This window comes from Algoriphagus antarcticus (assembly GCF_002150685.1).
Lineage (GTDB): Bacteria > Bacteroidota > Bacteroidia > Cytophagales > Cyclobacteriaceae > Algoriphagus > Algoriphagus antarcticus.
Genome location: NZ_MSSW01000011.1, coordinates 1 through 23,511, shown reverse-complemented (window position 1 = coordinate 23,511; position 23,511 = coordinate 1). Strand labels below are relative to the sequence as shown.

At 42.0% G+C, this 23,511-nt stretch carries 17 protein-coding genes; 15 read left to right on the top strand and 2 right to left on the bottom strand.

The features are described from left to right. Nucleotides 1-25 precede the first annotated feature (25 nt). The 10 genes from BVH04_RS06820 to BVH04_RS06775 all read left to right on the top strand — a co-directional run bounded on the left by BVH04_RS06820 (nt 26) and on the right by BVH04_RS06775 (nt 14,578). The gene (locus BVH04_RS06820) at nt 26-748 is read left to right on the top strand and encodes a DUF6088 family protein (protein WP_086540729.1); all 723 of its coding nucleotides are present in this window, start codon (nt 26-28) and stop codon (nt 746-748) included. A 106-nt stretch (nt 749-854) separates the two neighbouring features. Continuing rightward, nucleotides 855-1,844 carry a nucleotidyl transferase AbiEii/AbiGii toxin family protein gene (locus BVH04_RS06815; protein WP_086540728.1) on the top strand — a complete coding sequence of 330 codons (990 nt, stop codon included), beginning with the start codon at nt 855-857 and terminating at the stop codon, nt 1,842-1,844. After that, nucleotides 1,844-5,017, top strand: a complete 3,174-nt coding sequence (locus BVH04_RS06810) for a type I restriction endonuclease subunit R (RefSeq protein ID WP_086540727.1) — start codon at nt 1,844-1,846, stop codon at nt 5,015-5,017. The genes BVH04_RS06815 and BVH04_RS06810 overlap by 1 nt, the downstream gene beginning before the upstream one ends. A gap of 271 nt (nt 5,018-5,288) precedes the next feature. Next, the gene (locus BVH04_RS06805) at nt 5,289-6,029 is read left to right on the top strand and encodes a glucosamine-6-phosphate deaminase (protein WP_086540726.1); all 741 of its coding nucleotides are present in this window, start codon (nt 5,289-5,291) and stop codon (nt 6,027-6,029) included. Nucleotides 6,030-6,282: 253 nt separating this feature from the next. After that, nucleotides 6,283-7,611, top strand: coding sequence for a sugar MFS transporter (locus BVH04_RS06800; RefSeq protein ID WP_086540725.1), 1,329 nt, complete (start codon nt 6,283-6,285; stop codon nt 7,609-7,611). Then, nucleotides 7,608-8,753, top strand: a complete 1,146-nt coding sequence (locus tag BVH04_RS06795) for an N-acetylglucosamine-6-phosphate deacetylase (protein WP_086540724.1) — start codon at nt 7,608-7,610, stop codon at nt 8,751-8,753. The genes BVH04_RS06800 and BVH04_RS06795 overlap by 4 nt, the downstream gene beginning before the upstream one ends. 34 nt (nt 8,754-8,787) lie before the next feature. Beyond that, nucleotides 8,788-10,125, top strand: coding sequence for a Gfo/Idh/MocA family protein (locus BVH04_RS06790; RefSeq protein WP_086540723.1), 1,338 nt, complete (start codon nt 8,788-8,790; stop codon nt 10,123-10,125). A gap of 5 nt (nt 10,126-10,130) precedes the next feature. Beyond that, nucleotides 10,131-11,249 carry an acyltransferase family protein gene (locus BVH04_RS06785; RefSeq protein WP_086540722.1) on the top strand — a complete coding sequence of 373 codons (1,119 nt, stop codon included), beginning with the start codon at nt 10,131-10,133 and terminating at the stop codon, nt 11,247-11,249. Between the two features lie 411 nt (nt 11,250-11,660). Continuing rightward, nucleotides 11,661-12,662: a Gfo/Idh/MocA family protein gene (locus BVH04_RS06780; RefSeq protein ID WP_086540721.1), complete on the top strand. Its 1,002-nt coding sequence runs from the start codon at nt 11,661-11,663 to the stop codon at nt 12,660-12,662. 689 nt (nt 12,663-13,351) lie between these two features. Continuing rightward, nucleotides 13,352-14,578 carry an IS4 family transposase gene (locus tag BVH04_RS06775; RefSeq protein WP_086540791.1) on the top strand — a complete coding sequence of 409 codons (1,227 nt, stop codon included), beginning with the start codon at nt 13,352-13,354 and terminating at the stop codon, nt 14,576-14,578. Between the two features lie 94 nt (nt 14,579-14,672). Here BVH04_RS06775 and BVH04_RS06770 read toward each other — a convergent pair whose 3' ends face one another. After that, nucleotides 14,673-16,247, bottom strand: a complete 1,575-nt coding sequence (locus tag BVH04_RS06770) for a CHRD domain-containing protein (RefSeq protein ID WP_086540720.1) — start codon at nt 16,245-16,247, stop codon at nt 14,673-14,675. Between the two features lie 386 nt (nt 16,248-16,633). Here BVH04_RS06770 and BVH04_RS06765 point away from each other — a divergent pair, with 386 nt between their 5' ends. Beyond that, nucleotides 16,634-18,154: a GH3 family domain-containing protein gene (locus BVH04_RS06765; RefSeq protein WP_086540719.1), complete on the top strand. Its 1,521-nt coding sequence runs from the start codon at nt 16,634-16,636 to the stop codon at nt 18,152-18,154. On the opposite strand, the gene BVH04_RS06760 is transcribed toward BVH04_RS06765, so the two are convergent. Continuing rightward, nucleotides 18,138-18,803: a hypothetical protein gene (locus BVH04_RS06760; protein ID WP_240510854.1), complete on the bottom strand. Its 666-nt coding sequence runs from the start codon at nt 18,801-18,803 to the stop codon at nt 18,138-18,140. The genes BVH04_RS06765 and BVH04_RS06760 overlap by 17 nt on opposite strands. A 602-nt stretch (nt 18,804-19,405) precedes the next feature. Between BVH04_RS06760 and BVH04_RS06755 the strand changes: the two genes are divergently transcribed. The 4 genes from BVH04_RS06755 (at nt 19,406) to BVH04_RS06740 (ending at nt 23,500) form a co-directional block, all read left to right on the top strand. Then, entirely contained in the window at nt 19,406-20,302 is an 897-nt protein-coding gene (locus tag BVH04_RS06755) for a sulfite exporter TauE/SafE family protein (protein ID WP_086540718.1), read from the top strand. A 223-nt stretch (nt 20,303-20,525) separates the two neighbouring features. Next, on the top strand, nt 20,526-21,023 hold the full coding sequence (locus BVH04_RS06750; protein ID WP_205635808.1) for an SOUL family heme-binding protein: 498 nt from the start codon (nt 20,526-20,528) through the stop codon (nt 21,021-21,023). Nucleotides 21,024-21,245: 222 nt separating this feature from the next. Further along, nucleotides 21,246-22,439, top strand: a complete 1,194-nt coding sequence (locus BVH04_RS06745; RefSeq protein ID WP_086540717.1) for a PP2C family protein-serine/threonine phosphatase — start codon at nt 21,246-21,248, stop codon at nt 22,437-22,439. Nucleotides 22,440-22,654: 215 nt separating this feature from the next. After that, a complete protein-coding gene (locus tag BVH04_RS06740) occupies nt 22,655-23,500 on the top strand; it encodes a prohibitin family protein (protein WP_086540716.1) in 846 nt (281 codons plus the stop codon). Nucleotides 23,501-23,511 lie beyond the last annotated feature (11 nt).

Sequence of the window (23,511 nt, the reverse complement as noted above, 5' to 3'; positions counted from 1 at the left end):
ATCGATTGAATAGTATTTTTGTACCATGAGTTTAGCAGCACAGATAGAAACAACCATCAATAACCTAGAAGCGGGAGAGACTTTTTCCTATGGCGACTTGGGCATTGCTGTCAGCAGTTACGCTACAGCTGCCAAGGCATTGGAACGACTCAAGAACAAAGGGAAAATCAAACGACTCTCCAAAGGTATTTTTTATAAACCTGAACAAAGTGTGTTTGGCGAGCTACAACCTAGTGATCAGGAAGTGATGAAGTCTTATTTGTTTCAAAATGGCAAGCGGAAAGCCTACATCACGGGAGCGTATTTGTACAACCAAATGAGGCTGACCAGGCAAGTAGCCAATACATGGAAAATAGCCACGTTCAACGCCCGCATTTTTGTAAACCAACAACGAATAAAAGCCAAACCTGTAAAAGCTTATGCGTCGGTTACTGAGGAAAACTATCGTCTTTTGGGTTTTTTAGATGCCTTAAAAGACTGGAATACGATACCCGACCTAGATACCACAAGTGGAATACAAATATTAATCTTCTGGCTAAAAGAGTTTACGCCAGAGCAAATAGAAGAGATCAAAAGGTATGCTTTGCAGTATCCGCCACGAGTAAGAGCTTTTTTAGCTGCGCTTTTTGAGGAGCTGAAAATGACTGGGACAGTAGAACTCAGACAGTCTTTAAATCCATTATCTTCCTACGGGATAAGGCTAAAGCCAGGAGACTTAAGTACGGCAAAAAATTGGAATATGATATGAAATCGAGCCAGCCTGAGGTAGACAGGCATGATGAGAACGTCACACACTGGGATGATTATTAACGATGCGAGATTCCATATGGCCTTTAAAAACAAATTATAATCATATGAAATTGCATGAAAGTGAATCACTTTTTAGAGATGCTATCGTGGCAACCGCTCAGCGGTTTGACATTCCGGATATCTACATAGAAAAAGATTACTGGGTAACGTATGCGCTATATACGATTTTTGGCAGCGTAGCCAAAACATTCGCAGTGTTTAAAGGAGGGACGGCACTGGCAAAGTGTTATGGCATAATCGAGCGCTTTTCCGAAGATATTGATATGGTCGCTCTAAATGAAACCGGGGATTCTGGCAATAAGCTGAAAGAAAAATTAAAGAAAATTTCTAAGGCGATAGAAACTATGCTTCCCGAAACTGAGGTACAAGGCATCACGAATAAACGTGGAATGATCCGAAAAACGGCCCACGCTTATCCAAAGCAGTTTCAGGGAGATTTTGGACAGGTGCGCGATTTTATTATGCTAGAGTCAACTTGGTTGGGCTACCACGAGCCACATTCTGACAGAGAAATCAGTTCTTTCATCTCACAAATGATGCTGGAAACGGGTCAGGAAGAAATGGCGAAAGAATATAACCTAATGCCTTTTAAAGTTTGTGTTTTAGCCCCCACACGCACCATCTGCGAAAAGATCATGAGCCTAGTTCGTTTCTCACATACAGTGACACCGATTGAAGATTTGAGGCTAAAAATTCGTCATTGCTATGATTTACACCAATTGCTTAGATTGGATGAATTATCGGCTTTTTTGGATGGGGAAGAATTTGAAGTGATGCTGAAGAAAGTGGCTCAAGATGATGTAGAAGGGTACAAATCAAACAACCAATGGCTAGCCATTCATCCTAAAGAAGCCATTATATTTAAGGAAACTAATGACACCTGGAATGCACTGAAAAGTGCGTATTTGGGAGGCTTTTCGGATTTGGTTTATGGTAAGTTACCTGACGAAAAGGACATTTTTGAAACCATAAGCAGAATAGCCAGTCGACTCCAAACAATGTCTTGGACGATCAACCCAAACGCGATAACCTGATGAAATTCACCGAAGCCCAACTCGAACAAGCCTTTATCTCGCTTTTGGAAGCGCAGGGATATCCTTATGTTCCCGGTGATGAAATCGTACGCGGTAAGGAGGAAGTGCTGATTCGTGAGGATTTGCAGAAGTACCTGCAGGCTACCTATGCTGCTCAGAAGATTACTCCGATAGAGATCTTTGGTATCATTCGGGAATTGGAAAAACTTCCAGCCTCAGATCTCTACGAAAGCAATAAGACGATCATGAATTGGGTGCGTGATGGTTTCTTACTCAAGCGGGATGATCATAAAAAGAAGGATATTTTCATCCAGTTGATCAATTACGAGGAACCTGAAAAGAACATTTTTAAGATCGTCAATCAGCTGGAGATTCAAGGTTTTGAGCGACGCATCCCCGATGGGATTCTTTATATCAATGGCTTGCCTCTCGTGGTCTTTGAGTTTAAGTCTTCCATCCGTGAGGAAGCCAGTTTGCATTCTGCCTATGTGCAGTTGACTACCCGATACAAGCGGGATATTCCAGATTTATTTAAGTACAATGCTTTTTGCATCATTGGCGACGGGGTGAATACCAAGGCAGGAAATTTCTTTGCGCCTTATGAGTTCTTCTATGCCTGGCGCAAGATTGAAGGTTTGGATCAGGAGATAGATCCGAGAACCGGTATCTCGACTAAGGTGCATGGCATTGATTCCATGTACACCCTGATCAAGGGAATGCTGGATAAGCATCGCTTGGTTGATATCATTCATAATTTTATTTACCTGCCGGATAGCTCCAAGAAGGACGAAAAGTTCCTCTGCCGCTATCCTCAGTACTATGCGGCGACCAAGCTTTTTGAAAATATCAAGCTGCATCAGTTTCCGCATGGAGACGGGAAGGGAGGAACTTACTTTGGAGCTACGGGTTGCGGAAAGAGTTTTACCATGCTATTCCTGACGCGCTTGCTGATGAAAAGCGTGGACTTTGCCAGTCCTACGATTGTGCTGATTACCGATCGCACCGATCTGGATGATCAGTTGAGCGGACAGTTTACCAATGCCAAGGGCTTTGTCGGCGATAATGTGATCAAGAGTGTGGGCAGTCGAGCAGATTTGCGAGCCGAGCTGAAAGGCAGAAATAGCGGAGGAGTGTTCTTGACCACGATTCATAAGTTTAACGAAGACACTGAATTGCTCACCGAGCGCAGCAATGTGATTTGTATTTCGGATGAGGCACATCGAAGTCAAACCAATCTGGATCAGAAAGTTAGAATTACTGAAAGCGGAGTGAAAAAGAGTTTTGGCTTTGCAAAGCACCTTCATGATTCCCTCCCAAATGCGACTTATGTAGGATTTACGGGTACACCTATTGATGCGACGATGGATGTGTTTGGGGAGATCGTCGATACTTACACCATGACAGAATCGGTGATGGATGAGATCACGGTGCGGATAGTCTATGAAGGAAGAGCAGCGAAGGTATTGTTGGAAAACCGCAAGCTTCAGGAAATTGAGAAATATTACGATAGGGTCGCTGAAGAAGGGGCGAATGAATACCAGATCGATGAAAGTAAGCGTCAGATCACTCAGATGCGGACGATCCTTGGTGATCCTGGACGTATTGAAGCCATTGCCAATGATTTCGTCAGACACTACGAAGCACGCATAGAAGAGGGGAGTACTATCAAGGAGAAAGCAATGTTTGTTTGCAGTACTAGGGAGATAGCCTATCAGCTGTATCGGGAAATCATCGACTTACGACCTGCTTGGGCAGAAATTTTAGTTGCAGCAGAAGGAGAGGAGTTGAGCGAAAAAGATATCCGAGAGATCAAACCTATGGCCAGAATCAATATGGTGATGACCCGCGGGAAGGATGATGTGAAAGAGCTTTGGGATGCTTTAGGAACTCAGGAATACCGAAAGGAGCTGGATCGGCAGTTTAAAAATGCGAAGAGTAATTTCAAGATTGCGATAGTGGTGGATATGTGGTTGACTGGCTTTGATGTACCATTTTTGGATACCATGTACATTGATAAACCTATACAGGAACACAGTTTGATTCAGACGATTTCCAGAGTAAATAGGAAGTTTGAAGGTAAGTCAAAAGGCTTGGTGATCGATTACATTGGCATCAAAAAGCAGATGAATTTGGCTCTAAAGCAGTATTCTACGATGGACAGCCAGAACTTTGAGGATATCGAGCAATCCATCGTTGTGGTCAAAGATCATGTGGATCTGCTGGAAGCGATTTTCCACAAGTTTGACTACAGCAAGTACTTTGTGGGTTCGCCACTAGCCCAATTGAACACGCTAAATATGGCGGCTGAATATGTGCAGCTTACCCAGAAATTGGAAAAGCGCTTTATGAATCTGGTGAAGCGGATGAAAGCAGCCTATGATATTTGCTCCGGAAGTCAGGCATTTAGCAATGAAGCGAAAGACAAAATTCACTTTTTCATAGCGGTGCGATCCATCGTATTCAAACTCACCAAAGGCGAAGCTCCCGATACCGATCAGATGAATGCGAAGGTTCGTGAGATGATCCAAGAGGCGATTTTGAGCGAAGGCGTTGAGGAGATTTTCAAACTAGGGGAAGATGGAGCCAAAGAGGTAGATATTTTCGAGGCCGACTACTTGGCTAAGATTGATAAGATCAAACTTCCGCATACCAAGATCAAACTGCTTCAAAAGCTTTTGGCGAAAGCCATCGATGAATTTAAGAAGATCAATAAGGTGAAGGGAGTTGATTTCTCCAAGAAGATGCAGGTCTTGGTAGAAAAGTACAATGAGCGGAAAGAAGCTGATGTACTTCGAAGCGAGGTGCTGGAAGACTTTACCGATGAGATCATAGAATTGTACTACGCGCTGAAAAAGGAAAAAGACTCCTTTGCCGAACTGGGGATTGATTTCGAAGAGAAGGCTTTTTATGATATTCTGAAAGAATTGGCAGTTAGATATGATTTTTCTTATCCTGAGGATAAGTTGGTACATCTCGCCAAGCAAGTAAAGGATGTGGTCGATGACAAAGCCAAATACACCGATTGGAGCAAGCGGGATGATATCAAGGCTGAGTTGAAAGTAGATTTGATTATTCTACTAGCCGAAAACGACTATCCTCCGGTAGATCGGGACGAGGTGTACAAGGAGATTTTTGAGCAGGCGGAGAATTTCAAGAAGTATCAGGGGAGGTAATGTTGCTTTGAGTTTCGCCGCATTCGGGGCTCTCGATAAATATTAGGTTTTAAGACCCCGACTTTTGAGTCGGGGAGACCCATGGTCAAGCTCCTTTGGGGTCCATGCTCAGTTTATTCATTAAGGGTGAAGACTGACCCTAAGGGTAAAAACATTGATAACCGTGGGAGAAGCCGTGGCGCGTCTTCTTTCTCCAGAAGGGCTGTTCAAAAGCTTATTTTAAAATTATTTCTATAATTTGAGCAACCATAAAAACCAAAAAACCACTCCTATGAACCTAACCATCTGCCAAAACCCAAAAGAATTAGGAAAATTAGCTGGAAAAGAAGGTGGCACCTTGATCCGAGCCGCAATTCAAAATCAAGGCTTTGCCAATATAATCTTAGCCACCGGCACCAGTCAATTTGAGACTTTAAATAAGCTGCTTGCTGAAAAAGACATCGACTGGTCCAAAGTGTCCGTTTTTCATTTGGATGAATATTTAGGCTTGCCGATTACCCATCCGGCTAGTTTTAGAAAATATTTACTGGAACGTTTCTTCAATCACTTACCCCAGTTGAAAGCCTATTTTTTAATCAATGGGGAAGTTAATCCTTCAGTCGAATGTTCGCGCCTGGGGGAATTGATCAGCAAACATCCAATTGATGTGGCTTTTGTGGGAATTGGTGAAAACGGTCACCTTGCTTTCAATGATCCTCCGGCAGATTTTGAGACGGAGCATCCCTATATCGTGGTGGATCTCGATCATGCCTGCCGAATGCAGCAATTCGGTGAGGGCTGGTTTCCCAGTTTGGAGGCAGTTCCTCAACAGGCAATCAGCATGTCTATTCGGCAAATCATGAAATCGAAAGCCATTATCTGTTCTGTGCCGGATACCCGAAAAGCATTAGCAATAAAAAATTGCTTAGAAGGTCCAATCACCCCGGATCATCCCGCTTCAATCCTTCAAAGTCACCCGAATTACCACTTATTTTTAGACGAATGTTCCTCGTCACTGCTTTCTACGCATTGATCGGAAAAGTCTTGTTTTGCTAAAGAAAAATTTTGTATTTAAAGCGATACTCAAGTGAACATTCTGAGAATTACGTGTATTCGCTTTGCTGCCAGTAAGTAGGGAAAACCAACATCTATTTCGGGTCACATCTATAATTTGGCGTTTCGGTCTTCCGTCTTCGGTCTTCTGTCCCAATAATTAAAATAGGACTTGCACTTATTCGAATACAAACATTGAGAATTCGATTTATTGCTTTAATCCCAAAAGAACTATGCCCTCAACATCAGTAGCCGTAAAAGCAGAGTCATTAAGCCAAAAAGATACCTGGATCTCAATCGGGATCATCGGTGTCCTTTTTTTTGTTTTTGGGTTCGTCTCTTGGATCAACGCTATCCTAATTCCTTATTTTAAAATCGCGTTCACCCTCAGCAATTTCGATTCTTATCTAGTTGCTTTCGCTTTTTACATTTCTTACTTGGTGATGTCGGTTCCTGCTTCTTACCTGCTCAAAGCTGTCGGTTTTAAAAAGGGGATGATGTTTGGCTTTTTCATTATGGCGGTGGGTGCATATATCTTTATTCCCGCAGCTATGAGTCGAACCTACGAAGTCTTTTTGCTGGGACTTTTCACCTTGGGAACAGGCCTCGCAGTGCTGCAAACGGCCGCTAATCCTTATGTAACTATTTTGGGACCAAAGGATAAAGCTGTTCAGCGGATCAGTGTCATGGGGATTTTCAATAAAGGCGCAGGAATTTTAGCTCCTATCATCTTTGCTGCGGTAGTCCTAAGAGTAGGGGATACAGAACTTTTCAATCAGCTGGAAACCATGGGAGAGCTCGAGAAAAATGCCGTGTTGGATGAGCTGATCCGAAGAGTAATTACTCCTTATGCTGTCGTGGGAACCGTCTTAGTAGGCTTGGGAATTCTGGTACGTTTTTCCCCGCTTCCAGAGATTGATACCGAACATGAAAGTGCGGAGCTTGCCGAAGCAAATTCCAGCAAAACCTCCATCTTACAATTTCCCCATTTGATTTTGGGAGCCTTCGCTATTTTCTTACATGTGGGCACCCAAGTCATCGCCATCGATACAGTGATTGGCTATGCCAATTCATTTGGTATCGGGTTGATGGAGGCCAAAGTCTTCCCATCATTTACGCTCGGTTTCACTATTATCGGGTATCTAATCGGGATTTCTTTGATTCCAAAAATGATTTCTCAGGTCAATATTTTAAGGATTTGCACGCTGTTGGGAACGACTTTCACACTCTTGATCTTATTCACTTCCGGCGAGGTGACGCTTTTTGGCATTACCACAGATGTTTCCATCTGGTTTGTAGTCTTGCTTGGTTTGGCGAATTCATTGGTTTGGGCAGGAATCTGGCCTTTGGCGCTGGATGGATTGGGCCGATTCACCAAGCTCGGAGCATCGATCATGATTATGGGACTTTGCGGAAACGCAATCATGCCCTTGATCTATGGATATCTAGCTGACTTGTACAATGTCCGCTTTGCTTATTGGGTACTTTTCCCATGCTATCTCTACCTGGTATATTATGCAGCTTATGGGCATAAGGTTAGAAAATGGACGTTTTCTATATGAAAATTCAGGGCAACTCATATCGGGATGGATTAGCGATCGAGATTTCTTTTTCCGAAGGAATCATTGACAGCATCTCTGAAACTCAAAACCTTTTAGAACAAGACCTGATTCTCGGGCCTGGCTTTACAGATATTCAGGTCAATGGTTACGGAGGAATCGATTACAATGAGATTCAATCAGACCCGATGAATCTGGCCGAGATTTCCCGACTCTTATATAAGGAGGGAGTGACGACACATTTCCCGACTATCATCACCAACGATCCTGAGCAGATTAGTCAGTTGATTCTTCAGATTGTTTCCCTTCGGAAAAGCGATGAGTTTTCCAGAATGAGCATTGAAGGATTGCATATTGAAGGTCCTTTTATCTCTCCGATAGATGGTCCAAGAGGAGCGCATCCCAAAGAATTTGTCCGTGCTCCTGACTGGAGCTTGGTTCAAAAATGGCAAAATGAATCCAAGGGCTTGATTAAAATGATCACTCTTTCGCCGGAATGGGAAAATACCGTTCCCTTTATTGAAAGATGCATTGATCACGGTATTCTGGTTTCGATTGGCCATACGAATGCAACGCACCAGCAAATATTGGATGCCGTCAATGCTGGGGCTAGTTTGTCAACCCACCTTGGAAATGGAGCACATCCAATCCTTGCCCGCCATCCCAACTACATCTGGTCGCAATTGTCCCAGGATGAGTTGGGAGCATCGATTATTGCCGATGGATTTCATCTTCCGGCTGAAGTGATTCAGGTTTTTCAGAAGGTGAAAAAAGAAAACCTTATGCTTGTGAGCGACTCAGTTTCGCTGTCGGGAATGCCCGCAGGAGATTATACCCTACACATTGGCGGTGAAGTTACCTTGACACCGGAAGGCAAGCTACACCTCAAATCTAATCCCTCGATCCTTGCCGGATCTGCATCCAATATCCGTAGCGGAGTTTCTTTCCTGATTAAAAATAAGCTTGCCGCACTTACCGAAGCTTGGGAAATGGCTTCTGTCCGTCCCGAAAAACTTGTAAATCCAGGTCATCGTCTCTTCAAAGAAGGATCGATTGCCGATTTGATCCTTTGCAGAAAGGATGAAAATGGCGAACTCGAAGTTCTCAAAACTATCAAACATGGGCGAGAAGTATTTTCCGCCTGATCATCCCTGAATCATTTACCCAAAACCAAAACCTATGCAAAAGAACGTCAAACGAAGAAATTTTATCAAAACCGTAGCAACTGGAAGTCTCGGTTTGGGAGTGATGAGTTCGGCATATTCATTCAATATTTTGTCCCAATATCCGGTGCAAGACAAGGTTCGCGTCGCGATCCTGGGTGTGAATGGGCGAGGTTCGCAACATGTTCAGGCTTTTGCAAAAGTTCCAAATGCAGAGATCGCATACATCTGTGATGTCGATTCCCGAGCGGTCAGCAGTGGTTTGGCGCTGGCAGAAAAGTCCGGAGTAACCAATAAACCACAAGGAATTTCTGATTTCCGAAGAGCTTTGGATGATAAAATTGTAGACGCAATTTCCATCGCTTTGCCTGACCACTGGCATACTCCGATGGCTTTGATGGCCTTGAAAGCCGGCAAACATATCTATGTAGAGAAGCCGGGAAGTCATAATCCGGCAGAAGGGGAATTGCTTGCGAAGGCAACTTCCTCCTATGGAAAAATAGTCCAAATGGGCAATCAGCGAAGGTCTTGGCCAAGAGTGCAGGAAGCGATCGCCGAACTCCACGGAGGCGTGATCGGCAATGCCTATTACGCTCGCGCCTGGTACACCAATACGCGCCAATCGATTGGTTATGGAAAAGAAGTCGTAGTTCCTAAATGGCTAGACTTCGAACTTTGGCAGGGACCGGCTCCGAGAGCAGCGTTCAAAGACAATCTAATTCACTACAACTGGCACTGGTTCTGGAACTGGGGTACCGGCGAAATAGTCAATAACGGGGTTCACTTTCTGGATTTAGCGCGCTGGGGTTTGAATGTCGATTATGCGAAAAAAGTCTATTCAAGCGGTGGTCGCTACCAGTTTAAAGATGATTGGCAAACCCCCGATACTCAAATTGCGTCATTTGATTTCGACGCCAACAAAAGTATTCTGTGGGAAGGCAGAAGCTGCAATCGCAGAGGAATTAACGAAATGGGTTCGGGTGTTTCTTTCCATGGGGAAAATGGAACGCTGGAACTGCTTGACAATTCCTACAAAATCTACGACAACGCAAACAAGCTTATCAAAAGCGCCGAGCCAACAAGCAATACAGTTGTGGATCAGCGAGGCGCCGGATTTGATATGGATATTGCGCATTTCACGAATTTCACAAATGCCATTACGAAAGGAGAGAAGCAAATTTCTCCGTATCAAGAAATAGTAAAAAGTGTAATGCTATGCCATCTGGGCAATATTTCCTACCGAACAGGAAGAGCTTTGGATATTGACCAGAGTTCAGGCAGAATCCTAAACGACAAAGCCGCCATGAAGCTATGGGGAAGAGAATACGAAAAAGGCTGGGAACCTAAACTGTAAGTCGCATGCTATTCAGCCAAACTCCCGAATCAAAACGCCTAATTTCAATCGATGCATTGAGAGGATTCGATATGTTGATGATTTGCGGGGCGGATGCTTTTTTTAGTAGCCTTGAAGGAAAGACAAACATGGATTGGCTGAATGCGCTGGCCCTTCAATTTGAGCATCCGGAGTGGATCGGCTTTACCTTCTATGATTTTATTTTCCCGCTCTTTCTATTTATCTCGGGCGTATCCATTCCTTTTTCTTTGAGTAAGGCGCTAAAAACTCAGATTCCGAAAAAGGAGATCTACCGAAAAGCCTTGATCCGAATGCTGATTCTGATTGCGTTGGGTATGCTGGACAAAAATGCACCATTTCCTTTCTTTGACTGGGAACATATCCGTCTGGGATCTGTACTTGGAAGAATCGGAATTGCTGGGTTTATCACTACTGTGCTTTACCTGAATTTTGATTCGATGAAGCGGCTGATGATCGTAGGAGCAATTTTACTGCTGTATTATGCGGCGGTTTTCCTGATTCCTGTTCCAGGTTTTGGAGCTGGAGACCTGAGTTTTGAAGGGAATTTAATCGGTTGGTTTGATCGGACTTTCCTACCCGGAAGGTTGCTGCAAGGTCAATTCGATGAATTAGGAATTCTGACCACCTTTCCGGCGATCTGTCTCACCATCTTAGGAGCTTTTGGCGGGGAAATCCTGAAAAAGTCCAGACTTTCTCAAAACCAAAAACTCAAGCAAATCCTGCTTACCAGTTTGACTTGTATTGTCATTGCGCTGGTATGGAGCCTTCATTTCCCGATTTTCAAGCGATTATGGACGAGTTCCTTCATACTCTTGACTTCTGGAATGTCCTTCCTTTTTCTCGGCATGTTTTACTGGATCATCGATATCCTCAAATTTCAAAAATGGTCCTTCTTCTTTGTGATTGTAGGGATGAACAGTTTGACGATCTACATGATTTACCGTTTTGTCAATTTCAGATATACCTCGAGGTTGTTGTTTGAAGGTCTTTACAAACCCTTGGGAGAAACCTGGCAATCGGTTATGGAAAGCCTTGGAGCATTGGCTTTGGTTTGGCTGTTTCTATATTTTCTATATCGGAAAAAGATTTTCTTTAAAGTGTAGGTCAGTAGGCAGGGTTCAGTTGGCAGTTGGCAGTGCTAACCTTTGAGGTTTTTTTCAACCTCGAAGGTTTTTGTTCAGAGGGTGGTTCATATTGAAAAAACAGTCAGTATTCAAAACCTTCGAGGTCGATCAGATTTGTTCTAAAATCAAAGATTCGAGAAAAGGCCTCAAAGGTTTGTTTTTTGGCAGGTAGTAGTTGCTAACCTTTGAGGTTTTTTTTCAACCTCGAAGGTTTTTGTTCAGAGGGTGATTTATATTGAAAAAGCAGTCAGTACTCAAAACCTTCGAGGTCGATCAGCTTTATTTCAAAATCAAAGATTCGAGAAAAGACCTCGAGGGTTTATTAATAAGAGGGATTTTAAAATCAAAGCTTTATATGATTAACAATATTCTATTAAAAAACAGTTACTTATGAAATCATCCCGTAGATCATTTATCAAGAAGTCATCTGTGCTGGGAGCCGCAGCAAGTCTCAGTACTTTGCCCTTTTCGCTCTTAGCAAATTCCAAAGCTGATAACATCAAAATCGGAATCATTGGACTGGACACTTCCCATTCCCCTGCATTTACCAAGCTTTTTAACGGAGAAAATCCAAGTCCAGAATTGGCAGGTTTTAAAGTGACAGCGGCCTATCCTTATGGTAGCAGAGATATCAAATCATCTATGGATCGGATCCCTGACTACATCGCGCAAGTCAAAGAATTGGGCGTGGAGATCACGGATTCTATTGAAGCGATGCTGGAAAAAGTCGATGTAGTGCTCTTGGAAACCAATGATGGAAAACCGAGACTTGCCCAAGCCAGAAAAGTGATTCAGGCAAAAAAGCCCTTTTTCATCGATAAACCTGTAGCGGCGAGTTTTGCAGATACCCAATTGATCTACCAAGAAGCGGCAGCTGCTGGAGTTCCGATATTCTCGGCTTCCTCGCTGCGATATATGAGCAATGCGCAGGCAGTGCGGTATGATGGGAAAATTGGAAAAGTACTTGGTTGTGATGCTTTCAGTCCAGCCACCATAGAAGCTGGACATCCAGATTTGTTTTGGTATGGAATTCATGGAGTGGAAATCCTTTTTACCGTGATGGGGCCGGGATGCGAATCAGTGAGCCGTGTGAATACACCGGATGCCGATGTGGTGATCGGAAAATGGAAAGATGGAAGAATAGGGACCTTTCGAGGAACGAGAACAGGAAAACATGAATATGGAGGAACTGCTTTCGGCTCGGATGGAAACTTGGTTCTGGGAAAATATGAGGGCTATGAACCCTTGGCTGTGAAAATTGCTGAATTCTTTAAATCGGGAGTATCGCCAGTGGATTCAGCTGAAACACTGGAGATCTATGCCTTTATGGAAGCGGCGGATGAAAGCAAACGAAGGGGAGGGGAAGCGGTTGCTATTGGATCGGTGAAATAGGAGATTAAAGATTAGGAGAATGGAGATTAGAGAAAAAAGGAGCTTGCTTACGGGAGGTTGGATTAGGAACCAGTAATTCCGAACTGACCTTGATCGACTCCCATTTAGAAAGGTAGTTAGTGGGGTTTTTTCGATTTTTATCCAAAAGTTTATAATACCGCTTCCTATAGCTATCGGGACGCCCAATAGCCACGAAGAAAATCTCTAAGGATATATTGGAATATGATATTATGATCCTTGTTCCACAAATCTAAAAAAGCTGGCGTCCCTTTATGTACGGCACTTGGGATAGAGCTGTATCTAAAGGAACAGCAGCACCTACCTATTGCATCATTTTTCTATCGATAGTTAGCATCTATGAGACAAGTGGTACATCCAGTTGGAATTGGAAATTCCTAGGATAAAAGTTTTGCATCTCAAGTCCCATGCAGCTTGCGCAACTAAATGCAGCAATATGCAATCTGAATCGGTAATTATTGGAAGAATTCATCGCTATTTTACCATAAAAAAAGCTCAAGTAATCAAACTTGAGCTTTTCAAAACTATTTGTCTACTATTTCTAATTACTGTCGTCCGAGAACAAAAATTGCTTTAACAATTTACTCTAGGAATAGTACAAAATGAAAGATGGGAAGCTAAAAAGCTGTCCCATCTTTTTTATATTGTTGTTTCTACCAAGAAATAACAACATGAAGCAAAGTAAAGATAATTTTTCCTCCGGACATACAATTATCGCGCAGCTTTTGTCGCTGATTCCGAAAGAGATTTTTAAAGAAGTAATTGAACAGGAAGGTTCGGACAGGTACTACAAAAAGCTTAAATCAACGGACCATTTTATCTACATGTTTTATGCTGTGCTGACGCGAAACGGCAGTTTAAGAGAAGTCTGCAAGAATATTTCCTTTATCGCCAAGAGTCTTATTCCTTTTGGAATCAAGCAATTGCCTGCCAGAAGTACGTTGTCCGATGCGAACCGAAAACGTAGCCATACCTTTTTTCAGCAGCTTTATCTGCGTCTATATGTGCATTATAGAATAAGTCTGAAGGGCAACTGGCTGGATATCGGCGGAGAGGTTGACCCAGAAAAAGTGGAAGTGTTTGACTCTACGACCATCACGCTTTTCAAAGCAGTGTTAAAGGGGGCTGGCCGAAATCCTCTGGAAGGAAAGAAAAAGGGTGGCGCCAAGGTATTTACCCAGATGAATCTGGCAGAAGGCGTTCCCAATTTCATCTGTATCCGCTCCGCGGCAACGAATGAAAATGTGTTTCTAAAAGTAATGCAACTTCAAGAATTCAGCATAGCCGTGTTTGACAAAGGGTATAACCGGTATTCCTGTTTTGAAAAGTGGAGCCGCTCCAACAGGTATTTTGTGACCCGCAAAAAAGACAATGCGCGGTATGAGGTGATCAGAGATTTTGATTGTTCCCATGCCCCAGACGTTGAGAAAGATCAGGTTATCCAGCTGAAATACAGGGAGAACGGAGTTTCTCGGACAGTTGAAGTAAGGTTGGTGAGTTATATAGATCCCCAAAGCGGTGAAAGATTGGAGTTTATCAGCAATCTGATGGGCCATGAGGCGCTGACGATAGCCCAGCTTTATAAGAACAGATGGATCATAGAAGTGCTTTTCAAGCAGATCAAGCAGAATTTTGAACTGAAATATTTTTTATCGGACAGTGAGAACGGAATCAAAATCCAAATATGGGTTGCTCTGATTCTAAATCTGCTGTTTACCGTACTACACAAGAGAATAAAAGAAGCTGAAGACTTTTCCACCATGGTGATGGTAGCTGCAAAAAATCTGTGCTCCTACGTGAGTCTGGAGAAGTTTCTGCTCAATAGCGAGGCATATAGTAAAAGAATATTTCAAACCGAACTCAATAAAACACAAACAGAACTGCTGTTCTCAGGATAGGGGGTACTTTTTGAAAAATAGAAAAAAAGCCCCTAATTGCACATTAGAGGCCTAATATTCGTGCTCTCATAAATATGTCGGACGACAGTAATTTCTAATTTGAATTACTTCCAATATTTCCCTGAGCCACTACCACACCAAGTTGAGCCATGGAAAGGTGGACATTGATATAACCATTATAAGTCAATAATTGATCATAGGTAATAGCAGTCATATCATCCAAAGCAACAATATTGGTCATGCTCATTCCTGTGGTACCATTTACTGGAGTGAAACTAATAACAATCCCTCCTCCAACTGCAGCTGAATTTGCGTGGATATGGGCTGGATGAGAACTGTCAGGTATAGTATTTTGAACTTCTAAAATTGCCAGTGTAGTGCCATTAGCTCTTTCTCTTAGTGTGGCTGTACCATTGATCCCCGGTACATCTTTTTCTCCCAAGACATAGGACTTAGATTCTCCAGTCAACTCATTTTGTCCTATATCACCTTGGGCAACTATGGTTCCTAGCTCTGCAGATGAAAGGTGTACATTGATGTATCCGTTGAAATCCAAAATATCATCGTATCCAATCATGGACCCATCGTCTAGCATAGATACATTTGTTTTACTCATTCCAATAGCTCCATTCACTGCATTAAAAGTGAATACTATTCCACCGCCTTGAAGCGCTGTATTCGAGTGAATGTGAGCAGGGTGCATTCCATCTTCAGGAGTATTCATCAGTTCAAGAACGGCCAATGCTTCACCATTCATACGCTGTTTAAACGTAGCTGTTCCGCTAATCCCATCTACGGCTTTTTCTCCTAATTCGTAGATTTTTTCCACTCCAGTCAACTCATTTTGGCCTATATCACCTTGGGCGACTAAGGTTCCCAGCTCAGCAGCGGAAAGGTGAACATTGACATACCCGTCAAAATCCAACAATTCTTCGTAGGTAATTGGGGTGTCATCATCCAAGACTGAAATATTAGTGACACTCATTCCAGTAGTGCCATCGATCGGAGTAAAAGAAACAGCAATAGCACCACCTTCAGCAGCAGTATTTAAGTGAATATGACTTGGATGCATCCCACCATCAGGTGTTCCATCAAGCATGATCTTAACCAAAGTCTCATCATTCACACGCTGACTAAAAGTAGCCGATCCGCTGATTCCTGGGACAGCCACGGTTCCTAGAGCATAAGTTTTTGTTTCACCAGTCAAGGCATTTTCTCCTATATCACCTTGAGCAACCAAGGTTCCAAGATCTGAAGCTGAAAGGTGGACATTGATATACCCATCGAAATTTATCAATTGGGTATAAGAGATAGGAGTACCATCGTCCAATTTGCTAACTGTTACGCTACTCGTTCCCTTACCACCCATCACTGTACCTAAGGTTAAGACAATATCACCGCCTTCAGCAGCAGTATTTAGATGGATGTGTGCTGGATGCATCCCACCAGACGGAGTTCCGGAAAGTTGTAAATTGATGGTTGTAGAGTTATCCTTATTTTCGATAAACTCAGCAGTTCCGGAAATACTTGGGTCTGCTACAGATGCTAGGTCAAATGTTTCCGTATTGCCTGTCGGAATTAAGATTGGATCTGGATCATCTTTACAACTGATAAGAATTGATGAGAACAAAATTAAAATTCCTCCAAAGAGATGTTTTGAGTAATTCATTTTCTTGAGGTTAGGTAGAACATAATAAAAGCTGCCAATTTGATTGGTTTCTTTATTAACTACGAAGTGGGACTTATTGTTGGATTTAAGAAATCTTAACTTTTTAAAAAAAATGAATTCATGGCTTCGATAAAATGAAATACTAAACAAGCTTAGTCTCTGGAATTTGTGGACAATAGGTTCACATCAGGCTGATGATAGATTGGGAGAGTAGAGAAAAGAGATTAGAGATTGGGAGAATAGAGAATAGAGAGTAGAGATTGGGGTGTTTAGTATTGAAATAGGTTGGCTATTCTCACCTCGTCTTATTTGAATCCGATAACAGCTTACACCAGTTTCAGTCCTAAGGCATGGCGTTTGTTCTTTTGGATGGCAAATAGAAATATATGGCCATTATAGGAAAGCTCGTAAAAGCCGGTATAGACATAACTGCAAAATTCCAATCAGTAGAAGACAGCCCACAAAGTTCTCAAGAAAATCAACTTAGAGAACTGTTAAACCAAGCCAAAAATACGGCCTTTGGGAAGTATTACGGTTTTGAAGAAATATTGAAATCTACTGATCTGATTTCAGCTTTTAGAAAAGAGGTTCCAATATTCAATTACGAGGAAATGCATGAGCAATGGTGGGCCAGGCAGGAACGTTTGGAAGATATCACTTGGCCAGGCAGACCGGATTTCTTTGCCAGAAGCAGCGGTACTACCGGCAAAAGCAGTAAGCGAATTCCTATTACGAATGAGTTTATGGCAACCATGCAATCAGTAGGCAGCTCCTTGATAAATTCGCTTCGTGAGTTCAATTTCCCTGAAACTCTTTTTGAGTCTGAAGTTTTAATGTTGAGCAGTTCATCCACTCTAGATAAAAACGAGCAGGGCTTTGAGGAAGGCGAGATCTCAGGAATTAACGTGAGTAATTTCCCCGACTGGTACGACATTTTCTACAGACCGGGAAAGGAAATTGCTGCTATCAAGGACTGGGATGAACGCGTAGAGGCCATCGCAGAGCAGGCGCCTGATTGGAATATCGGAGCCATAGCCGGAATCCCTTCTTGGGTGCTTCTCATGCTACAGCGAATTATAGCACGCCACCAACTGAATAACATCCATGAAATCTGGCCGAACTTTCAGGTGTTTGCTTCAGGAGGAGTAGCCTTTGAAACCTACCGGGAAGATTTCGAAGCAATTTGCAAAACTCCCATTACGATTTTGGATACCTACTTGGCTTCGGAAGGATTTATTGCATACACAAGTAAACCAGATACGATGGCTATGAAGTTGGCATTGAATCATGGTTACTTTTTCGAGTTTATCCCCTTTGATAAGCGAGGGATCAACGAATCGGGAGAGTTATTAAGCGACCCGCTGGTATTTGGAATAAATGAAGTGGAAGTAGGGGAGGAATATGTTCTCTTGCTGAGCTCCTGTGCAGGTGCCTGGCGCTATACCATTGGCGATGTGATACGTTTTGAAAGTCTGAATCCACCGCAGATTAAAATCACAGGACGTACCAAATTCTTCCTAAATGTGGTCGGCTCTCAGCTTTCAGAGGAGAAGATGGACAAAGCTATTTTAGAATTAGCCGAAGTTAACGGAACTAGCATTAATGAATACATGGTGGCGGCTGTAAAGAATGAGAATGGGGATTATATCCATCAGTGGGTCCTAGTCTCCGACGTAGCTTCTGATGGTTTAGCTGAGAAACTAGATGAGCTACTTAAGTCAGCTAATAAGAATTACAGCGTTGCCAGATCACAAGCACTAAAAGATATTTCAGTAAAAGTCATCTCTAAAGATCAGTACACCGATTATTTAGCCCAAAACAATAAGAAAGGCGGACAGACAAAAACGCCCAAAGTAATGAATGCTGATAAAATGAAATCGCTTCTGGAGTTTATAGATCGAGCTTAGGTTGTATTGGGATGCGGCCATCAGGGCAAAGCTCAGCTCCTCGTACAGACATGTAGTACTTCTTGATCTGACTCTGATAAGCCGGGGAAATAAAGTCGTTTTCCAGCAGGTATTTTTTGGCCACTATAATCTCCTCTCTAAAGCCATGCCTGATAGCGATGCTATCTGCTTCATGTTCACGTTCGCGCTTGTATTCATCAGAGAGGGAATAGCGTATTCCGTACGCGATCATGCCTGCATTTGAATGGTTCTCATAATCTACAATATGTCCTAATTCATGAGCAAACCATCCTCTCAATACTTCCTCTGGTAAATCGGCTACATTAATTTCTCCAGAGTCTAGGACTTTCTCAGCCACATCTAATCTGTACTGGCGTTTTTTACCAAAAACATCGCCTAGATCAATCACTGGTCTAGCTTGCATCGTCGAAGTAGTCAAGTCTTTTTGTACGACTTCAAACCCGTACCGATGAAGTGAGGTGTAATGCTGCCACACCTCAAGGAAAGCTTCCCTCATTTTCTCATTCATACCCGCAGAGAAGGATGGAGATTTTTTAGGTGGTGAAGCAGTCTGAAGAAATTTAAAAGAAATCACTACTAGAACTGTGAGAACTAATACCCCCGCAATAAGTTTGTGTTTGTGTTGCATTGTGCTATACTAGACAAAGAACATACCACCGTTGAAATCTTGGGATTAGGAGATATTGAAATTCAGAGATTGGAGAATGGAGATTCAGAGATTGGAAAATAAAGATTGGAGAAATGAGATTCAGAGGATGGGAGCTTTGCGGGCTCTTGATACTGCCCGCCCGACTTTCTGGTTCTTCGCTACAAATGCCCAAAGGGTATTTTATTAAAGCTCAGTCGTCCTTTTGGATCAAGGCAAAAGAAAAAGAAAAATAAAGGTAAAAGCTGTAATTATTAATTACAGCTGGAGGGGGGATTGGTTGGTAAATTAATCCAAATACTGACTATACATTGCTATTTTCTCTGTGACTTTTGGTCCTCTCAAACAGCAAGTCTTACTGGATTGGAATTAGAAATTCCTGAGTGAGGTAAGGGAGTACACCCCGAAGATTTTTTTGGGGGCCTGTACGGCAGACAAGAAATTTTGGATAACTATGCTTACCATAACAACGTTTTATGTCTGAATTATAACAAAATCACTTATCTTTTTCTAAATCTATATATTTCTAACAAACCAATCCACTCGATGTTTTATCCTACCTTTTCTCTAACGTACCACTTTCAATGATTACTTTTATTTGGATTTCACTTGCCATTCTTACCCTGTGGTTTGGTATTGTCTTAACGAGAGATTTTCTAAAACATAAAAACAGTTTAGAAGAAAGCAGCTGGATAAAAACTTCCATCATCGGATTTGTGGTCAACTTTTTTGATGTGCTGGGCATCGGGGCGTTTGCTCCTCAAACAGCCTTGTTAAAATTCACAAAACAAACCGAGGATAAGCTTATTCCAGGGACAATGAATGTTGCGAATACACTTCCTGTTTTATTACAGGCGCTGATCTTCATCACTATCATTGAAGTAGATCCATTAACGCTCATTCTAATGCTAGTCTCAGCTGCTATCGGTGCTATTATTGGTGCGGGCGTTGTTTCAAAACTTTCTGAGAGGAGGATCAGATTGACGATGGGATATGCTTTACTGATTACAGCGAGTTTCATGGTTGCCCGCAACATGGAGTGGATCCAAGGAGGAGGCGATGCGATTGGACTCCAAGGTGGCAAGCTTATAATTGCGATAGTTGGCAACTTTTTCTTAGGTGCATTAATGACTGCAGGAATTGGTTTGTATGCCCCATGCATGGCATTGGTATTTGCACTGGGCATGTCCCCACAAGTTGCCTTTCCAATTATGATGGGCTCTTGTGCTTTTTTGATGCCACCAGCCTCAATTCGGTTTATTCGTGAAGGTGCCTATAACAAAAAAGCGGCAATAGCCATGGCAATTCCGGGTGTGGTGGCTGTGTTGATCGCTGCATTTATTATAAAGTCTTTGCCTTTGGATATTCTCAAATGGCTTGTGATCGTTGTTATTCTTTATACTTCCACAGTTATGTTGCGAGCCGCTTATTCAAAAAGCAGTCCGGAATTATTCAGATCCAAGCAGTTAACAGTAGAATGATTGAGAGACTTGAGGTTCAGAGCTTGCTTACCGGCGGTAGGATTGGGAGATAAGAGATAGGGAGATTCAGAGAGTAGGAGTTTTACTTGACCTTAATATTGCCGGCTTTTCCGGATCGGAATTTCAAATTCCGTAATCATTATTGCATTTATTATCATACAGCTTTTCGCTATGAGTGGACATAAAAATAGTGAAACCTAACCTTATGAAGTCATGAAGGAACATGACTCATTTGAAATACGGAGCTATGAAAGCAAGCTTGTTTACCTCTGTCAAACTCTCGGGAAATAAATATATAGATGTCACTAATAAAGGATTTTCCATTTTAGCCGGATATATTTTCGGAGGAAATGAAGAGAATGAAAAAATAGCGATGACTTCTCCAGTGGATAATTCATTGGAAGATTCCATGACGATGATGTTTATGGTGCCAAAGAAATTCACAAAAGAAGAGCTTCCTCAGCCAAACCAATCCCAGATCGAATTTCGGGAAGAACCTGCAAAAACTGTTGCTGCAATCACCTTTGACGGTTGGACTTCGGATGAAAAAACAGAAGAATACAAGCAAAAATTGATAGTAGCTTTAGAAGCAGAGGGAATTAATCATACCAATCGATTTTCATTTTTGGGCTATATGGCTCCTTATGAGGTTCTCAATCGAGGAAATGAAATTATTGTGGATTTGGCCAATGAAATTGTTGAGATGATTGAGACTCAATAAATCCTTTTTCAAAGTGAATTTTCCTGTAGCTGTACTTGGGTATAGAACCCAAATGTGGTTTGGAAGCTAGGTTTAATGGGGATTTTGTTATTCTCCGAATCTACCTGAGGGCGGCAAACATAAAACAATTGCTACTATTGAAGTTCTTCACTCACAGGAGCCTAATTAAATTTTTAATAAGAAGTTTAGCAGTTTAGATATTATACGTATTTTGGTACGCATATGAGGATCGGGTCTGACGAAATTGTTTCATTTAAAGAGTTTGAAGATTTGTTGATTAAAGCAACAAATACAGCGAATGAAGGAATAACTATTAGCGCAATGGATCAGCCTGATCGACCCCTTGTTTTTGTGAATGAAGGTTTTGAAAGGTTGACTGGCTACTCAAAAGAAGATGTGCTAGGGAAGAATTGTCGATTCCTGCAGGGTAAAGAAACGGAAAATGAACCAGTGGAAGCTCTTCGAAAATCTGTCAAAAAAGGACAGCAGACCACGGTAGAACTACTGAATTACAAAAAGGATGGTACTGCATTTTGGAACAGATTATCGATTACTCCGCTCAAGGATAAAAATGGACTAACCACCCATTATGTGGGAGTACAGTCAGACATTACTGAATTAAGAGAAACACAAAAAGATCTGCAGGCGGCCAATAAGGATTTAGCCTTGTTTCAGGAAAAAATCAACTTTGAGCTTGATCAGGCGAGAAGGGTTCAGAATTTTATTCTTCCATCACTATTACCCCAATCTTCTAAGATTAGATTTTCCTCAGTTTTTGAACCCATGGATCAAATCGGGGGAGACTTTTATGATGTTATTGAAATTGACAAAGGAGTCTATGGTATTCTAATCGCTGATGTAACTGGTCATGGAATACAGGCGGCTTTGCTGACCTTCATGACATCCTTCGCCTTTAAAAACTTAGCTCTTCAAACTTTCTCCAGCGCCAAAGTAGTCACCGCAACAAATGAGAAGCTTTATAATAAAATGCCTAGAGGTTCTTTTGTTACGATGTTTTATGCCGTGTATGATTCGAATGATAAAACTCTGACCTACACGCAAGCAGGTCACCCAGAAGGATTTGTGATCAGACCTGGTGCAAAGGAAGTTATCGCTTTAAAATCCGAAGGTCAACTTGTCGGGGCATTTAGCAGTGAATTGGTTAACTATTCTGAGTCAAGAATTCAGTTGGAAGTAGGCGACAAATTTCTATTATATACAGATGCAATACTTGAAATCTGGGACAGTGAAGGTGTCATGATGAACAGAGATAATTTCACCTCATTTTTGATTGCTAATTCCCATCTTCCAATTCAAGATCTTTTGGAAAAAATAAAATTATTTGGTCTTAGTTACAGCGGGAAAAAGACTTTTAACGATGACTTTACTATGGTAGGATTTGAAGTACTTGCATGACAACGGATCTAGAGCTCAATACGTCACCGTCAATTTGCAAATCAAGTGCTAATTGGGCAGAATAAACTAATTAAAAACGTCAATTTGGTTTAAACCGGGATAATGAAATATGAATCTTGTCACATGGAACTATGATGTGTAAGAATGGTTTGATACTTTGAGACAAAAAGAAGTATGGGGAATCCCATATTTTAAGAAAAACACAAACAACAACTATGGCTGATCAAAATATGAGTGATATAAGGAATGTATTTGAAAAAGGTCCCATGAGGAATTTGATAATTTTTGGTGCTGTAGTGGTATTGATATTTGTCCTTAAACCATGGGTTCAGATTGGGGCAGGGGAAAGAGGTATTGTTCAGAATTTCGGAGCTGTCCAGGACAAAGTTTTAAGTGAGGGAATTCACTTTAAAATACCTATCGTCCAAACGGTAATTCTAATGGACGTGAAAATTCAAAAAGTAATCACCGAGGCAGCTTCCTCATCCTCTGACCTTCAGGATGTAGCTATGTCAGTAGCCCTCAACTATCATGTGATACCGGATGAAGCAAATCTGGTCTATCAAACAATTGGCTTACAATATAAAGAGCGAATCATTGATCCTGCCATTCAAGAAGTTATGAAAGCTGTATCAGCACGATATACGGCTGAAGAATTGATTACCAAAAGACCTGCAGTCAGTTCTGAAATGAAGGAAGCAATAAAAGCTCGCTTAATTGAGTCAAACATCGCAGTAGATGCATTTTCGATTATGGATTTTAGCTTTTCCCAGACCTTCACAGATGCAATTGAAGCGAAGCAAACTGCCGAGCAAAATGCCTTGAAGGCAAAGAGAGACCTGGACAGGATAAAAGTAGAAGCAGAGCAGACCATCGCTGCTGCCACAGCAGAAGCTGAGGCGCTAAGGTTACAGAAAATGAATATTTCACCTGACCTTATTGAGCTGAGAAAGATCGAAGCCAACCTAAAAGCCATAGAAAAATGGAACGGCATTTTACCTGAAGTTACAGGTGCTGGCGCGATTCCATTTATTGGAGTAGGTGAAGTGGGAAAGAATTAAGAAGGAAAAAG

Bases quoted from the DNA above. Each gene is read 5' to 3' on its own strand.
- BVH04_RS06820 (WP_086540729.1), top strand. From the start codon at position 26: ATGAGTTTAGCAGCACAGATAGAAACAACCATCAATAACCTAGAAGCG.
- BVH04_RS06815 (WP_086540728.1), top strand. From the start codon at position 855: ATGAAATTGCATGAAAGTGAATCACTTTTTAGAGATGCTATCGTGGCA.
- BVH04_RS06810 (WP_086540727.1), top strand. From the start codon at position 1,844: ATGAAATTCACCGAAGCCCAACTCGAACAAGCCTTTATCTCGCTTTTG.
- BVH04_RS06805 (WP_086540726.1), top strand. From the start codon at position 5,289: ATGAACCTAACCATCTGCCAAAACCCAAAAGAATTAGGAAAATTAGCT.
- BVH04_RS06800 (WP_086540725.1), top strand. From the start codon at position 6,283: ATGCCCTCAACATCAGTAGCCGTAAAAGCAGAGTCATTAAGCCAAAAA.
- BVH04_RS06795 (WP_086540724.1), top strand. From the start codon at position 7,608: ATGAAAATTCAGGGCAACTCATATCGGGATGGATTAGCGATCGAGATT.
- BVH04_RS06790 (WP_086540723.1), top strand. From the start codon at position 8,788: ATGCAAAAGAACGTCAAACGAAGAAATTTTATCAAAACCGTAGCAACT.
- BVH04_RS06785 (WP_086540722.1), top strand. From the start codon at position 10,131: ATGCTATTCAGCCAAACTCCCGAATCAAAACGCCTAATTTCAATCGAT.
- BVH04_RS06780 (WP_086540721.1), top strand. From the start codon at position 11,661: ATGAAATCATCCCGTAGATCATTTATCAAGAAGTCATCTGTGCTGGGA.
- BVH04_RS06775 (WP_086540791.1), top strand. From the start codon at position 13,352: ATGAAGCAAAGTAAAGATAATTTTTCCTCCGGACATACAATTATCGCG.
- BVH04_RS06770 (WP_086540720.1), bottom strand. From the start codon at position 16,247: ATGAATTACTCAAAACATCTCTTTGGAGGAATTTTAATTTTGTTCTCA.
- BVH04_RS06765 (WP_086540719.1), top strand. From the start codon at position 16,634: ATGGCCATTATAGGAAAGCTCGTAAAAGCCGGTATAGACATAACTGCA.
- BVH04_RS06760 (WP_240510854.1), bottom strand. From the start codon at position 18,803: ATGCAACACAAACACAAACTTATTGCGGGGGTATTAGTTCTCACAGTT.
- BVH04_RS06755 (WP_086540718.1), top strand. From the start codon at position 19,406: ATGATTACTTTTATTTGGATTTCACTTGCCATTCTTACCCTGTGGTTT.
- BVH04_RS06750 (WP_205635808.1), top strand. From the start codon at position 20,526: ATGACTCATTTGAAATACGGAGCTATGAAAGCAAGCTTGTTTACCTCT.
- BVH04_RS06745 (WP_086540717.1), top strand. From the start codon at position 21,246: ATGAGGATCGGGTCTGACGAAATTGTTTCATTTAAAGAGTTTGAAGAT.
- BVH04_RS06740 (WP_086540716.1), top strand. From the start codon at position 22,655: ATGGCTGATCAAAATATGAGTGATATAAGGAATGTATTTGAAAAAGGT.